The sequence below is a fragment of the Rhodopseudomonas pseudopalustris genome (genome assembly GCF_900110435.1).
GTDB classification, from domain to species: domain Bacteria; phylum Pseudomonadota; class Alphaproteobacteria; order Rhizobiales; family Xanthobacteraceae; genus Rhodopseudomonas; species Rhodopseudomonas pseudopalustris.
This window is the reverse complement of the sequence record NZ_FODT01000018.1, coordinates 1-12,775: the sequence shown is the minus strand read 5'-3', so window position 1 is coordinate 12,775 and position 12,775 is coordinate 1. Positions and strand designations below refer to the sequence as shown.

Here is a 12,775-nt window from a genome sequence, read left to right as displayed (position 1 = left end):
CCGTTTGGACGCGCGATCTCGGCAATTGGTTCGGACAGTTGTGTCGGAGGCGGATTTTCTGTATCGGCGGTGCTAGAAAGCCCCCGACGGTCCCATAGCTCAACTGGATAGAGTAGCGGATTTCTACTCCGCGGGTTGCAGGTTCGAATCCTGCTGGGATCGCCATTTGATCGCGACCGAATGACGCCTGCGCCATCGGGATCCGATCCGAGCGTCGCTTAGGATAGGTAGTTCCGGTGATAGGCTACACTGCAGACCAGTTTGACCGCCAGCAATGAGCGCCCCTTCTGTGGTCGTCGTCCTCAGTTCGTATCGTCTGGCAACATGGGCAACGTTGCTGCAATTGGACCTCTCAACGTAAGTCGTCATGCAGTCAGACACTGGAGCGAATGCGGTTAAGTTTAGAGTGCAGCGGCAAAAGATAAATCAGCGCCGCCAAGGCAACAGCCGCTCCGACAAAAAGGAACCACCCAACGGATAAGCCAGTCAGCAGCCATTCTTCTGTGGAAGTTAAGGGACGCTGCGCAGAGAATGACGCCCAAATTAGAGCGAACCAGTTGACAACAGCGCCGATTAACGATGCAATCATAAATGGCATGTTAAGATCATTTAAACTTTTGGCTGCATCATTGAGTTCCATTTGGAAATCCGACAACGCAGCCCGCGCTCTTCCAGCTTCAGGCGATTGATTACCATGTAAGACTTCAGATTCATGGACAAGCCCACTTTTTATTTTGGAGAGCATGAGCGTCATGGGGGCCCGAAAGAACGAAAGCCCAACACCAAACCCGACACCCAGCTGTAGCAGGCTGCTAAACTCTCCAAGATTAGACATCGATAACACCCCAGGTTAAAATGACGATTGCACTTAGGAAAGTCCGAGAGATCCGACACTTCGATCTACAGTCGGTGGCGGACTATGCCGGAATTGCCTTTTCGCGGCTTGAGGAATTCGAAAGCGGCACTCGCGCGCCATCGCCGCGACAACTTGAGCGGCTCGCAGAAACCTACGGCTTAGCGAGTTATTTGCTCGATGCTGACCTCACACCGAATCTGCCCGAAACCGTCGCCGACTTTCGCAGAAAGCATCCGCGACCGGCACATCTTTCTCCGGCGGGCATGGCCCGACTATGGTCTGCGGAAGAAGTTTCCGAGTCAACAGCACAGCTTCTCAACCCCTTGGAGATTGGCCGACCTGTCTGGTCGAATGACTGCCCGCGAGGAAAGCTCGACGTTCGCTTGGCGTCTAATACCAGGGCGTTTTTTAACGAATGGAAGCGATCCCGGCTTGCGAAGCTCGAACTAACAGGCACGGATGAACAACGCTTCCTCGCGAGTTTTCGATTGTTCGTCGAGGCTCAGGGCACAATTGTACGGATCAACGACGCCCCCCCTAATGACTACTATGGATTTTTCTTGGCGCCGGAGGCCGGCCTTCCTACGGTCTTCATAAACCGAAAGATCTTAGCACCGAAAGCGCAGCTATTCACACTGCTCCACGAATACTGCCACATGCTACTCGGGCAGGCAGGGGTTTCGAATCCCTTCGTGGTAAAGAATGAAATAGAGCGGCAATGCAACAAGTTCGCCGCCGAATTCTTAGCTCCTGAGCGTGAGTTTTCCGAGCTTGCGGGCGCTCAACCCAAGACAGTGCGAGCAGACCTATTCCGATTTATTGCAACCGTTTCATCGCAATCGCTGTTGAGTATGCACGCCACAGCGATAAGACTACTAGAGACAAATTTCATTTCTCAGGCTCAATTGAATACTTGGGAAAGCCATCGAAAGACATTACCGATCAAACAACTGAAAGACGAAGAAAAGGACCTTGAAAGCCAAGACCAAAAAGGCGGCGCAGTACACGCCAAGATTCTTGGAGAGATCGGTTATTTACCAGTCTACGTCGCAAAACTGGCGGTTGACCGCAAATTCATCGATTCAGCCGATGTTCATGCAGGCTTCCATCTGACCGAGAGCCTGCAGGAAAAGGCTTTTTCCTTGGCGGCTCGTCGTTTTGAAGTGGCCTTCGGATGACAGCACTTCCTGTTGTTTCGGGATGGATTATCGATCACAGAACGGCAAACGCTGTATTCTCTTCTGGCAGCAACGTTCGCATCAATCATTGCGTTGGATTGTGCAGCGCTGGCTCGCTCTTCTTTTGTCATAGGGAGGAAAAGCTGTTCAAGGCTACACCTGCCCTGAAGCAAGCGTTTATCGATGACGCTGACTGCCTGATCTTTCCAGATAGCGACATCTCAAAGAAATGCGTAAGCGTTCAAACAAGTCCAATCTGCAAGAAACTATTCAAGGGAACGCGCGAAGTTGCAATCGTTATTACCGCTACTGCGGCCTGCAAGAATTTCGGAGTGATCTCCGACCATCGGTCGCCAATGTTCAACACCATCTTTGACCTTTGTAAGCACTTCAAAGTTCCCACCTTTTCCGCTGACGAGTATTTCGCATTCGCTTAGGAATTGGTTGGATTGTTCAGTAGCAGAAAATCCTTGGCTGCTTTGTGAATTCGTTGAGCTCGGATGAACAGACTTTCAAGAGAGCAACCGAATCCAAATCGTACTTCACGCGAAGCAACATCCCAATCAACTCGTCGGCACCCGCGGCTTCCGATGCCGCGCGACTGGCGCCGCCGGCGCAGGCACCGGCTGCAGCGTCACCACCACCGGGTTCGGATGGTGATCCATCGCGGCGCCGGTGGCGGCGTCGACGCCCATGCCGACGACGCCGCCCAACAGCAGGTTGCCGGCGAAGCCGGCGCCACCGCCACCGGAGATTTCGCGGGTGAGCGGGATGATCTGCGGCTCGTAGCCTTCTTTGCTGAGGCTGACGGTGATGTCGGCGCTGCGGCTCACTTCGACAACGCAGGGCGTGACGCAGGAAAACGGGGCATCGGTCCCTGCGACACTAGCCAGCGCGCCGGACGGCGTGCTGGCGATCGAAATGTTTTCGGTGGTGCCGCGCGTCACCGACGCGCAACCCGACAGCAGCAATGCGGCCGAAACCGCCCCAACCCATAACCGCATACTGATCCCCCTGTTTCCGGCGCACCAAAGCGCAACCTTTCAGAGGGAATTCAAGACGGCGCCGGCAGCGGAGGCCGCAGATGAGACGCAGGGTCAAGTGTCTTTCGCGTTCTCCACACCGCGGCCGTGCGCTGCGACGCGCAGGGACGACAGTTCTCCATCGTCCCGCCCTCGCCTCGCCCGCAACGGCGCGCCTCAGTCCAGCAGCCAGCGCAGCGAATGGCGCAGGCGCTTTGTGCCGTCGGTTTCGAACCAGCTTCCGTGGGCGAAGATCACGCGCTCCGGTCTCCACCCCAGCAGATGGCGCGCGGTGTCTCTGACGGCGTCGCGGCGCCGGTTCATCGCAAAGCGATAATGCGCAGGCGCCATGCCGTCGGGCGCCGTCGCACCCGCCAGCCACGCCAGCGGACCGGCCACCGGGCCGAGCTTCGCGGGCTCGAGGTTCTCGACGAAATCGGTCAGGATCAGCGTCTTCGTCGCGCGATGAAAGAACGCGACTTCGTTGACGCCGAAGCCGCCGGTGATCAGCAACTGATCGAGATCGGTGGCCCATGCGCCCGGCGGCGATTCGCCGAGGTCCTGGTCCAGCACCACGCCGGACTTGATGACCGGCGCGCGCGTCCGCAGGCCCGGGACGGACCAGGTCTTCGCGTCCGGACAGCGGTCTTTCCAGCCCTTCACAAACTGCCAGTGCGCGATGTTCGGCGCGACGAGATGCGCAATCGGCCCGAGACGCTCGATCGCGGCTTTCAGATGATTGGAACAGGACGTCGGCGAATGCAGCCAGAGTTCGCCCGAGGCCAGCCGGACCACCGTCATGCGCACCGGAACCTCCAGCCCCATCGCGCTGAGCGGGCCGCTGTCGACGATCCAGACGTCGTGTGCGACGGGCTTCAACGTGTCGGTCGGCAAATACGCGACGGAGTTCGCTACGGACATCGAATGCTCATTCGGCGGTGACGGGGGCTGTGGGATCGCAGCGCGCTGGCTCAAAGCGCCCGTGGACGCATTCGTTCCTGAATAGATCGCAGCGGCGCCGGAACAGCGTCGGCCGATGCGGGTTCCTCTCCGGCAACAAAGGAGACCACTATGTCCATCGACGATTTCAAGGGCACGACGCCCGCGTTCCTGCCCGAGGAATTCTTCAACGGCCGGCTGGAAGGCTGGGGCGTGCTGGAGAGCCTGATCGGCGGGCTGCAGAAGCGCAGCACGATCGAAGCCGAGGGCAAATGGGACGAGCAGACCCAGTCGGTGCATTTCACCGAGACCTACCGGTTCGACGACGGCCACGTCGACACGCTGCACTGGACCATCCGCAAGCTCGCGCCGGGCAGCTACAGCGGCGCAGAGCCGACGCTTGACGGCGAGGCCAAGGGCGAACAGGCCGGCTGCGCCTTCCACTGGGAGTACACCCGCGAAACGCCGCAGCCGGACGGTTCGACCACCAAGCTCAATTTCGACGACTGGTTCTACCGGATCGACGACAACGCCTGCATGGTGCGCGGCAGCGCCGGCCGCGCCGGCATTCCATTCGCGACCGCGCATGTCACCTACCGCAAGCTGAGCTAACCCCGCTCGAAGCGGCATGCATCTCAAATGATACGACGTGGCGCATACTCCGTGCGGCACGTCGCCTGTCGCTGAATACTTACCCTCGAGCGGAACGGTTCTTTAACGCGGTTGTTCTTCGACGTAGTCCCAACCGGAGAACACAATGCGAATCATCAATATCGTTACGCTCCTGCTCATCATCGTCGGCGGCCTTAACTGGGGTCTGGTCGGCTTGTTCGACTTCGACTTGGTGTCGGCCATCCTCGGCAACGGCTCGGCCGAAACCGCGACTTCATCCCTCGCCTCGCGGATTGTCTACATTCTGGTCGGAGCTTCCGCGATCTTCCAGGTGACGTCCCTGTCGCGCGAGATCTCGGCGACCTCAATGAGCCACGAAGCGCGCACCTACTAAGTCCGACGTCGACGATCGCGGCTCGCCGCGATCGTCCGGCTTGGTCGATCTTCTGTGACCATAACAACGACGCCGTTGGTCGTTCTCAGGCAGGCGATCAACGGCCACCCTCTGCCGTCGCACGGCGGCGAGCTAAGCAGAGTGCATCGGTCAATGTCATGCTGCGACGATCTCCCCCCTCGCCGCTTCCAGATGCGGCGAAAGGATGTCCTTCACGACGCGGCGCTTGTCGCGCATCACATCGGGCTTGCCCATCTGGCCGACTTCGTGCAGCCACGAACCGCACCATTGCAGCGGCCCCTCATAGGTTCCGATCCCGTCGCGATACGGCACGAAGCGCGACGGAGATTGCGCCAGCCTGTCGAGATCGTAGCGGCTGTACAGCGGTCCCCAATTTCCGCCGCCGGTGTCGAGATTGAGAAACCAGTCCTGCCCGAAATCAAGGTCGAGGTGCTGTACCGCATGAAAGCGCAGCATCGAAAAACCGGGCCATAGATACCAGCATCCATTGGCCGGCTCGGCGGCGCGCACATAGCCGTAGAAGTCCTGCGTCGCAAGCGGAGCGAATGGATCGTCCGGCGCGGTCGGAAACAGATCGTGATCGAGCAGCCCGAACGCCTCCGGCGCCCCCGGCCGGATCACATTGTGCCAGGCCCAGTTCAGCGCGATGCCGTGGGAACGGCTGCTCTTCTTCCATGGGTTTTCGGGCGCGCGCAGATAGGCCACGCTGCGCGCGGCGGCGACGCGCGCGATCTGCCTTGCGATGTCGTCATCCGGCGAATTGTCGACCACGACATACAGCGCATCCGGAAAGAAATGGCGCAGCAGCGTCGCCTGCAGGTCGATCGCCTCCGGGTCCATATAGGCGACGGTGACGAGCACCTTGCGGCCGGCGATGTCCCGCGCCACCGCGGCGGGATCGCCGACCAGCGCGGGTTTTCTCCGATACCGCCGGTCGATCCACTGATAGCGCGCGGTCTTGAGTCGGTGCGCCAGCGGACGGAGCCGTTTCCAATCCGCCCACGTGTAGTCTCTGAGCGCCTTCGGCATGGTGTCGCCTGCCACTCGTCCTGATGCGCATTTCGGCGCGGATTGCATGGCGCGCGCCATGGCCAGCCGCGCCGTACACGAACCGCTGTCCTAGACTCGGACAGCCCCCTGATCAAGTCGTCCGAACTTCGCGCGTCCAGGCCTCAGTGCACACCAGATCACCGGCTTCACTCAGCTGCGCGTCGCGCTGAAATCCTTCTGCGCGGAGATGGCGCCGAAGCCCTTCGACGCTGTCGGGCCCGAGCGACGACAGGTGAAACTCAGCCACCACCGCTCGCAGACCGCCCATCGGACAGGCCGGCAGGATGTCGACTTCCATGCCTTCAGCGTCGAGCACCAGAATGGTCGGGCGATATTGCGCAATGACATCGCCGATCGCGCACACCGGCACCTCGATCGTGGTCGCATGGCCGCCGCCGATCGCGGCGCCGAGCCAGCTTGAGCTGCCGACGGTGAGCGTCGCCCAACCGGCGGCGACGCCGACCGCGGCATGCTCGATCTTCACCGGAAGATTGTTGAGCGCGAAGTTCTCGGCGGCCACGATAGCCGCGGCCGGGTTGGGCTCGAACGCCACAACCGCCTCTGCGCCGACGATTCGCGCGGCTGTCAGCGACACGACACCCATGCAAGCGCCGATGTCGACCACGCGATCGCCCGGCCGCGCGACACCCTTGATGGCGTGGCGCTCCGGATTTTCGTAGTCCCCGGCCAACAATGCGTGGGTCATGCTCTTCGGAACGCCATGGCGGTAACCGACCAGCGTGAAGCCGTCGAACGAGATCCGGCGTACGCGGAACGCTCGGCGCAACCGCGCCGTCAGCCGTTCAATCACAGAGGTCACAGCGGCTCTCACTCAGTCATGAGGATGAACAGACGCACTCCCGAACAACAATCTCAAATCAGCGGACGGACAGAAACTCCGGGTCAGCAATGATGTCCGTGGCCCTGTCGAGCCCGTGGTAAAGCTCTTCCGCAACACCGTAGGCGACGCCATTCCGGCTCCAGTGGTCGCGCTGGGTGTCCGATGCTGCCGCCAATGCCCTGGTCAGCGTCTCCTGCGCGAACGGGCTCGGAACGACAAACCCCGCATCGGCCTTGGCGACGTGGGGGGCGTAGCCGCACTCGGCCGTGGTGATCACCGGCAGGCCGTTGATCAGGCTTTCGAGGATGACGGTTCCGGTGGTGTCGTAGCGCGCCGGATGAACCAGCAGATCGGCAGCGGCCATCAGTTCGGGAACGTCGGCGCGGAAACCGAGAAACTGAACGCGATCCGCGACGCCGACGCTGCGCGCCCAGCCGAGCACCTGCGTCGCCTGCTTGCTGCCCTGTTTGATTCCGGCGATCGCCAGCCGGACCGTTGCGAACTCTTTCATCGCTGTCAGCGTGCGATCGAGTCCCTTCACGTTGGGCTGGTTCGCGATCGCAAGCCAGAGCTGATCCGTCGGAGCGACGCCCAGGCTGGCGCGGATCCGCTCGCGCGTGCCGTCGGTTCGAAACTCGGAATGCCGCCGGCCGAGATCGATGGTCGGCGGCAGAACTTCGATACGGTCGGGTTCGGTCGACCAGGCGCTGCGAAACTCGCGCACCTGATTGTCGCTCAACAGCAGGCAAATGGTGTTCTGCCCCTGCTTGAAGCTGTCGGCTTCGAGCAGCAATTGAATCCGACGGCGCGAACTCCATTTCGACAGCCAGCCCACCCGGCGGGCGGCGAGACACGGATCGGCGCAATACAGCACGTCCAGACCAAGCAGCTTGCCGAACCCGACCACGCGGTCGAACTGGCCCTCGCATCGCTGCAGCACGGCCTCAGCGAATTTCAGGTCGCGGCGGTGATTGCTGAGCTTCCGGTTGGGCAGCAGTTCGACGTGGAGGTCGGGCGGAATTTCGCCCTTGCGACGTTCGGTGAAAATCGTCACGTCATGGCCGCGCGCGGCCAGCCGCGCGGCAATCGCCATGCAGTCTCGCTGCAGACCGCCGGCGGAAAACAAGGTGACGATGGCGAAGGCGATTTTCATCGATGGTCTCTCGCGGGCAGCGGCCGGCGCGACAGCCTCTCTCAGAACTGCCGGCTTCGCAACAGATAGGCCGGGATCGCCAGCCCCGCGCCGATCGCGCCGACGATCGAGATCACGCGGATAAAGGCCTGGGCCGACGCGACGAGTTGCGCGACCGACTGGCCGGACGTGTCGGCCGCGACCGCCATGTAACCGAGCAGCGCCTGACCGAAGAAAGCACCCGGCACCATCGGGATGCAGCCGGCGAGCGCGATGGCGTGGCAGGCGACGCCGAGCCAGCGCCGCGACAGGATCGCGATGCAGGAGGTACCGATCGCCGCAAGGAAGGTCGCAGCCTCGAGGCTGGCGCCGGTCTTCTGACTGAGCGTGCGGATGCCGAGCGCCAGCGCGCCGGCAACCGCGCACCAGAACAGCGCCCGGCCACCAAAATTGAACAGCACGCCGAAACCGGCCGCGGCCACCGCGCCGAACGCGGCCTGATGCGCCAGATAAGGCAGCATGGAAATCAGATCGTCGATCACGCGGGAATCCTCAGCACGAATTCAGCCAGCCACAGCCCGGTGACCGCGAACACCATGATCATGATCACCCAGACGGCCCGTGCGCTGCCCATCGTCGGGTAGCCGTCCAGTACGTCGGTCTGCGCATTGGTCGACGGCACGCCCGGCACCAGCAGCAGGATCGACGCCATCATCGCCAGTTCGACCGTGCCGCTCCCGACCAGACGCGCGCCGAGGCCGCCGAGCGTCGCAGCGACGCAGCCGACGATCGCGGCGACAACGAAAACATTGGTGCGATGCCCGAGCAACCAGTGCCGGATTCCCTGCCCGATGCTCGCCGCCGCCAGCATTGGCACAAACGACAGCCAGTCGGCGCCGAGCAGCCGGCCGAACGCCGCGCAGGCCGCGCCGGTCGCGATCGCCACCAGCCACGGCGGATGCCTCGGCGTGTCGAGCTGCAGACTGTCGAGTTCGCTCTCAATCTGTTCCGGAGTCATGCCGCCGTGCGAGGCGCGCAGCACCAAATTGCGGACCGCGAAGTCGAGCCGATGGTTCACGCCGTGCGGGCCGATCTGCATCATCCGCGTGAGGGTGCGTTCGTCGCGCGCCAGCGTGATTTCGAACGAGGCATAGCCGGAACGTATCCCCAGCACCTCGACGCCGAGGCCGCCTGCAATCATCCGCGCACCCTCATGCACGACGCGGACCGAGGCGCCGCTCTGCGCCAAAATCGCCCCGGCCCGCAGCGTCACATGCGCAATGCGGTCGAGCAAATGGTGATCGGCGGGGTCAATCTCGGTGGTATCTGGCTGGGTATTCATCTGCCACTTCGGACACGAATCTCTTGAACGCGAACAATCGGCCGAACGCCATGCGTAGGCGTCGGACGATCAGATGCAGGTGAAGTGCAGTTCGGACAATGGTACCATCCGGCAGCACGTTTGTTGGGATTTAACGCCTTTGGTAGCAATCACTTCCAATTCCATTGCGCAGGACTATGCTGATCTGGTTCCTAGCGTGACGCTATTTCAAGGAATGAGGTTGACCATGAAACTCCCGACGTTGGCCATGGCGCTGATTGCCGCCGCTGTGATCATATTCGCCGCCAAGAGCTCAAAGCACGAGGAAGCCTCGTCCGGCGTTGCGACCGAGCAGTCAGCGGCCGTCCCGGTCAGTCCGGTGAAGACTTTGGCCTCGGCGACCTGCGCCTCGGACGGGTGCCCGGTGTCGTGCGAATCCGGCGACACGCTGCTGTCCGCGATCTGCGTCAGCGGCAGCCGGGCCCGCTTCGCCGATACATTGCGGGTCGATAAAGGCGTGCTCACCGCGACCTGCGGCACCAGCGCCGGCAACATCCTGGTGTATTGCGGCCGCCCGTAATGCCGAAAACGCGGCAGCCGCCCGCATGGCGAGCGGCTGCCGATGCTATCGCAGGGGTCAGCCCTTCACGCCGAGCAGTTCGACCTCGAAGATCAGGGTGGCGTTCGGCGGGATCACGCCGCCGGCGCCGCGGGCGCCATAGCCGAGTTCGGCCGGAATGATCAGCGTGCGCTTGCCGCCGACCTTCATGCTCGCAACCCCCTCGTCCCAGCCCTTGATCACGCGGCCCATCCCGATCGGGAATTCGAACGGCTCGTTGCGATCGACAGACGAGTCGAACTTCTTGCCCTTGACGCCATTCTCGTACAGCCAGCCGGTGTAGTGCATCACGCAGATCTGGCCGCGCGCGGGCGACGCACCGGTGCCGACCTGTGAATCCTCGACCTTGAGGCCGGACGGCGTGGTGACGGTTTTGGCGGTCTCGGACATTGCGGGGGTACTCGTTGTCAGGGTCGCGGTTGCGGTGAGCGCCGCGACGAGTGCGAAGGCCAGCGTGGCGCCGGCGCGGGAAGCGAATGGCATCGGGATTGTCCTCGGAAGGGTCGACGTCGGTCGCGAGCGAGGCTCCGTTCTAGACAGAACAGGCGGTCATCACAACCATGCCCCGCAACCCCGTCGCGACCGGAACCGCCCCTTTCCTGCTCGACTGAGGCTCCCAATCGTCGTTTACGCGAACCACTCGCAGCGGTAAATTGGAACAGGACCGTTGGGCGCACAGATGAGAAACGGGCTGTATTCGATCCACATCCGGATGCTCGACGGGGTCCGCGCCTGGGCCAACGGGGTCATCATCCTGCGCGACGGCAAGCTGCTCGGCGGCGATCCGTATTTCTGGTCGGTCGGCGACTACACCGTCGGCGACGGCAACTGGAAGGGTGACCTGTTGACGCGTCAGCACACGCCCTATGCGGAGACCCCCACCCGCCCGGTGTTCGCCGGACGCGAGGTCTCAACCGGATTCAGCGGCACGTTCGCCGACGATCGCTCCGAGGTGTTCGGCACATCGCTGGTCGGCAGCCGCAGCGTCAGCTTTCGCGCGACGCTGCACTGGCTCGCCGACGACGCCTGACGCGCGGGACGACGGGCCAAAGCGGCCCGTCCGTTCGAGGACGGGCGCGCCCGGCGTCGGGGCTTACTTCTTCATGCTGTCTTTCGACATGCCGTCTTTGGTCATGCTGTCCTTGTGCATGCCGTCGTCCTTTTTCATGCCGTCCTTCGCCATCGTATCCTTCTTCATGCTGTCCTTGGACATCGTGTCCTTCTTCATGGTGTCCGCCTTGTCCATGGCGAAGGCGGCGGGCGCGAGCGCGAGGTTGAGCGAGAGTGCGGCGGCGGACACGCCGAGGGCAATGCGGGTGCTGAAGGTCATGTTTGCTGTCATCCTGCTGAAGTCGATCGGGAGCGGCGAACGCCGCCATAGGTTCTGACGAACGCAAGGACGTATTTGTTACGCAAGGCCGGATATTTTGTTCATCGCTCGCGCATTGTTCAGGCGCAGCGCAGCATCATTGATCGCTCCGTTGCACTGCATTCAAACATGGGCTCGATGAAATCCAGTCGAACACGACAGGCGATGCCGGGTGCGGGGTTGTTCGCGGCACCGATGATGTTGGCCGTGTTGCTGCTGTGCTTCTTCCCGGGAATTGCGACCTGGCTGCCGGATCTGGTGATAGGGCGGGAAGCGTGCGATAGGCGCAATTAGCCGTCACCATGAGGCGCAAGCGCAGCGAGCCTCGAAGGGCGACGGCCGCGGCGTGGCAAATCCTTCGAGGCGCGCGGCTACGCGGCCAGGCTCTCAGGATGACGTTGTGCCAGTGACGCGCTTATTCTTCGCGTTTAGCGCATTGACGACGCGGCTCACCGGCGGGCGGCCGAGCAGCGATGAGACGCCGTTGGTGGCGGCGATCAGCTTGTCCATGTCGACGCCGGTGCTGATCCCCATGCCTTCGAGCATATACACCACGTCCTCGGTCGCGACATTGCCGGTGGCGCCGGGCGCATAGGGGCAGCCGCCGAGCCCGCCGGCGGCGCTGTCGATCACCCGCGCGCCCTCCTCCAGCCCGGCATACAAATTGGCGAGCGCCTGACCGTAAGTGTCGTGGAAATGCATCGCCAGCGATGCCATCGGCACCGCCTCGGCGCAGGCGCGCAGCAGCTCGCGCACTTTGGTCGGCGTGCCGACGCCGATGGTGTCGCCGAGCGACACCTCATAGCAGCCGAGATCCCACAGCGTGGTCGCAGCGTCGACCACCGCCTGCACCGGCACCTGGCCGTCGAACGGACAGCCGAGCACGCAGGAGATGTAGCCGCGCACCCTGACGCCATCGGCTTGCGCGCGGGCGATCACCGGCTTGAAGCGTTCGATCGACTCGGCGACCGAGCAGTTGATGTTGGCGCGCGAGAAGCCCTCGGACGCGGAAGCGAACACCGCCACCACCTGGGCGCCGGCGGCCCGCGCCGCCTCGTAGCCCTTCTCGTTCGGCACCAGCACGTGGAATTCGCCAGGGAGCTTGAGCGACGCGCGCAGCACCTCGTCGGAGCCGACCATCTGCGGCACCGCCTTCGGCGACACGAATGCGCCGACTTCCACCGTCGAGAGCCCCGCATCGACCAGCGCGGCGACGAAGGCGATCCGGTCCGCAACGCCGACCGGCATCTTCTCGTTCTGCAGCCCGTCGCGCGGGCCGACCTCGACGATGCGGATGGTGTCGCTCATCGCCGCGTCACTCCGGGTCCGGTTCGATCTCGGCGAGTTCGACGCCTTCCTGGACGATGTCGCCGACCTTGCATTTGATCGCTTTGAGCGTTCCCGCGAACGGCGCGCGCAGG

General features: G+C 62.6%; 19 protein-coding genes and 1 tRNA gene. 8 read left to right on the top strand and 12 right to left on the bottom strand.

Going from position 1 to position 12,775, the window contains the following annotated elements; genetic code table 11:
* Positions 1-88: 88 nt before the first annotated feature.
* Positions 89-165: transfer RNA gene (locus tag BMY71_RS23360), tRNA-Arg, on the top strand.
* Between the two features lie 208 nt (positions 166-373).
* On the opposite strand, the gene BMY71_RS24620 is transcribed toward BMY71_RS23360, so the two are convergent.
* A complete protein-coding gene (locus BMY71_RS24620; protein WP_139202719.1) occupies positions 374-835 on the bottom strand; it encodes a hypothetical protein in 462 nt (153 codons plus the stop codon).
* Between the two features lie 20 nt (positions 836-855).
* Here BMY71_RS24620 and BMY71_RS23355 point away from each other — a divergent pair, with 20 nt between their 5' ends.
* Both BMY71_RS23355 and BMY71_RS23350 read left to right on the top strand, forming a co-directional pair.
* Positions 856-2,034: a helix-turn-helix domain-containing protein gene (locus BMY71_RS23355; RefSeq protein WP_092686288.1), complete on the top strand. Its 1,179-nt coding sequence runs from the start codon at positions 856-858 to the stop codon at positions 2,032-2,034.
* Complete coding sequence (locus BMY71_RS23350) at positions 2,031-2,471, top strand: hypothetical protein (RefSeq protein WP_139202718.1); 441 nt, start codon at positions 2,031-2,033, stop codon at positions 2,469-2,471. The genes BMY71_RS23355 and BMY71_RS23350 overlap by 4 nt, the downstream gene beginning before the upstream one ends.
* A 126-nt stretch (positions 2,472-2,597) precedes the next feature.
* Here BMY71_RS23350 and BMY71_RS23345 read toward each other — a convergent pair whose 3' ends face one another.
* Positions 2,598-3,038 (bottom strand): peptidase associated/transthyretin-like domain-containing protein, encoded by a 441-nt coding sequence (locus BMY71_RS23345; protein ID WP_092686286.1) that lies wholly within the window; start codon positions 3,036-3,038, stop codon positions 2,598-2,600.
* Positions 3,039-3,233: 195 nt separating this feature from the next.
* The gene (locus BMY71_RS23340) at positions 3,234-3,977 is read right to left on the bottom strand and encodes a DUF4336 domain-containing protein (RefSeq protein WP_092686285.1); all 744 of its coding nucleotides are present in this window, start codon (positions 3,975-3,977) and stop codon (positions 3,234-3,236) included.
* Positions 3,978-4,127: 150 nt separating this feature from the next.
* Here BMY71_RS23340 and BMY71_RS23335 point away from each other — a divergent pair, with 150 nt between their 5' ends.
* Positions 4,128-4,607 carry a DUF3833 family protein gene (locus BMY71_RS23335; RefSeq protein WP_011502958.1) on the top strand — a complete coding sequence of 160 codons (480 nt, stop codon included), beginning with the start codon at positions 4,128-4,130 and terminating at the stop codon, positions 4,605-4,607.
* A 145-nt stretch (positions 4,608-4,752) separates the two neighbouring features.
* A complete protein-coding gene (locus BMY71_RS23330) occupies positions 4,753-5,001 on the top strand; it encodes a DUF378 domain-containing protein (protein ID WP_011502957.1) in 249 nt (82 codons plus the stop codon).
* Positions 5,002-5,157: 156 nt separating this feature from the next.
* Here BMY71_RS23330 and BMY71_RS23325 read toward each other — a convergent pair whose 3' ends face one another.
* From BMY71_RS23325 to BMY71_RS23305, 5 genes are all read right to left on the bottom strand, one after another.
* Positions 5,158-6,051 carry a hypothetical protein gene (locus tag BMY71_RS23325; RefSeq protein ID WP_175557767.1) on the bottom strand — a complete coding sequence of 298 codons (894 nt, stop codon included), beginning with the start codon at positions 6,049-6,051 and terminating at the stop codon, positions 5,158-5,160.
* Positions 6,052-6,163: 112 nt separating this feature from the next.
* Positions 6,164-6,892, bottom strand: coding sequence for an FkbM family methyltransferase (locus BMY71_RS23320; protein WP_092686283.1), 729 nt, complete (start codon positions 6,890-6,892; stop codon positions 6,164-6,166).
* 58 nt (positions 6,893-6,950) lie between these two features.
* Positions 6,951-8,066 carry a glycosyltransferase family 4 protein gene (locus BMY71_RS23315; protein ID WP_011502954.1) on the bottom strand — a complete coding sequence of 372 codons (1,116 nt, stop codon included), beginning with the start codon at positions 8,064-8,066 and terminating at the stop codon, positions 6,951-6,953.
* Between the two features lie 41 nt (positions 8,067-8,107).
* Positions 8,108-8,566 carry a threonine/serine exporter family protein gene (locus BMY71_RS23310; protein ID WP_049760768.1) on the bottom strand — a complete coding sequence of 153 codons (459 nt, stop codon included), beginning with the start codon at positions 8,564-8,566 and terminating at the stop codon, positions 8,108-8,110.
* 17 nt (positions 8,567-8,583) lie between these two features.
* On the bottom strand, positions 8,584-9,387 hold the full coding sequence (locus BMY71_RS23305; RefSeq protein WP_011502952.1) for a threonine/serine exporter family protein: 804 nt from the start codon (positions 9,385-9,387) through the stop codon (positions 8,584-8,586).
* A 226-nt stretch (positions 9,388-9,613) separates the two neighbouring features.
* On the opposite strand from BMY71_RS23305, the gene BMY71_RS23300 reads away from it, so the two are divergent.
* Positions 9,614-9,946 carry a hypothetical protein gene (locus BMY71_RS23300; protein WP_092686282.1) on the top strand — a complete coding sequence of 111 codons (333 nt, stop codon included), beginning with the start codon at positions 9,614-9,616 and terminating at the stop codon, positions 9,944-9,946.
* A 57-nt stretch (positions 9,947-10,003) separates the two neighbouring features.
* Here BMY71_RS23300 and BMY71_RS23295 read toward each other — a convergent pair whose 3' ends face one another.
* Positions 10,004-10,468: an FKBP-type peptidyl-prolyl cis-trans isomerase gene (locus tag BMY71_RS23295; RefSeq protein WP_011502950.1), complete on the bottom strand. Its 465-nt coding sequence runs from the start codon at positions 10,466-10,468 to the stop codon at positions 10,004-10,006.
* A 196-nt stretch (positions 10,469-10,664) separates the two neighbouring features.
* Here BMY71_RS23295 and BMY71_RS23290 point away from each other — a divergent pair, with 196 nt between their 5' ends.
* Positions 10,665-11,015 (top strand): GrlR family regulatory protein, encoded by a 351-nt coding sequence (locus BMY71_RS23290; protein ID WP_092686281.1) that lies wholly within the window; start codon positions 10,665-10,667, stop codon positions 11,013-11,015.
* A 63-nt stretch (positions 11,016-11,078) separates the two neighbouring features.
* Here the strand turns inward: BMY71_RS23290 and BMY71_RS23285 are convergent, their stop codons facing one another.
* Positions 11,079-11,315: a pentapeptide MXKDX repeat protein gene (locus BMY71_RS23285; protein ID WP_092686280.1), complete on the bottom strand. Its 237-nt coding sequence runs from the start codon at positions 11,313-11,315 to the stop codon at positions 11,079-11,081.
* Positions 11,316-11,390: 75 nt separating this feature from the next.
* On the opposite strand from BMY71_RS23285, the gene BMY71_RS24615 reads away from it, so the two are divergent.
* Positions 11,391-11,648, top strand: a complete 258-nt coding sequence (locus BMY71_RS24615) for a hypothetical protein (RefSeq protein WP_139202717.1) — start codon at positions 11,391-11,393, stop codon at positions 11,646-11,648.
* A 93-nt stretch (positions 11,649-11,741) separates the two neighbouring features.
* Here BMY71_RS24615 and BMY71_RS23280 read toward each other — a convergent pair whose 3' ends face one another.
* Positions 11,742-12,662 carry a hydroxymethylglutaryl-CoA lyase gene (locus BMY71_RS23280; RefSeq protein WP_092686279.1) on the bottom strand — a complete coding sequence of 307 codons (921 nt, stop codon included), beginning with the start codon at positions 12,660-12,662 and terminating at the stop codon, positions 11,742-11,744.
* A gap of 7 nt (positions 12,663-12,669) precedes the next feature.
* On the bottom strand, positions 12,670-12,775 hold a 106-nt coding region (locus BMY71_RS24610), incomplete at its 5' end, for an HlyD family efflux transporter periplasmic adaptor subunit (RefSeq protein WP_139202716.1).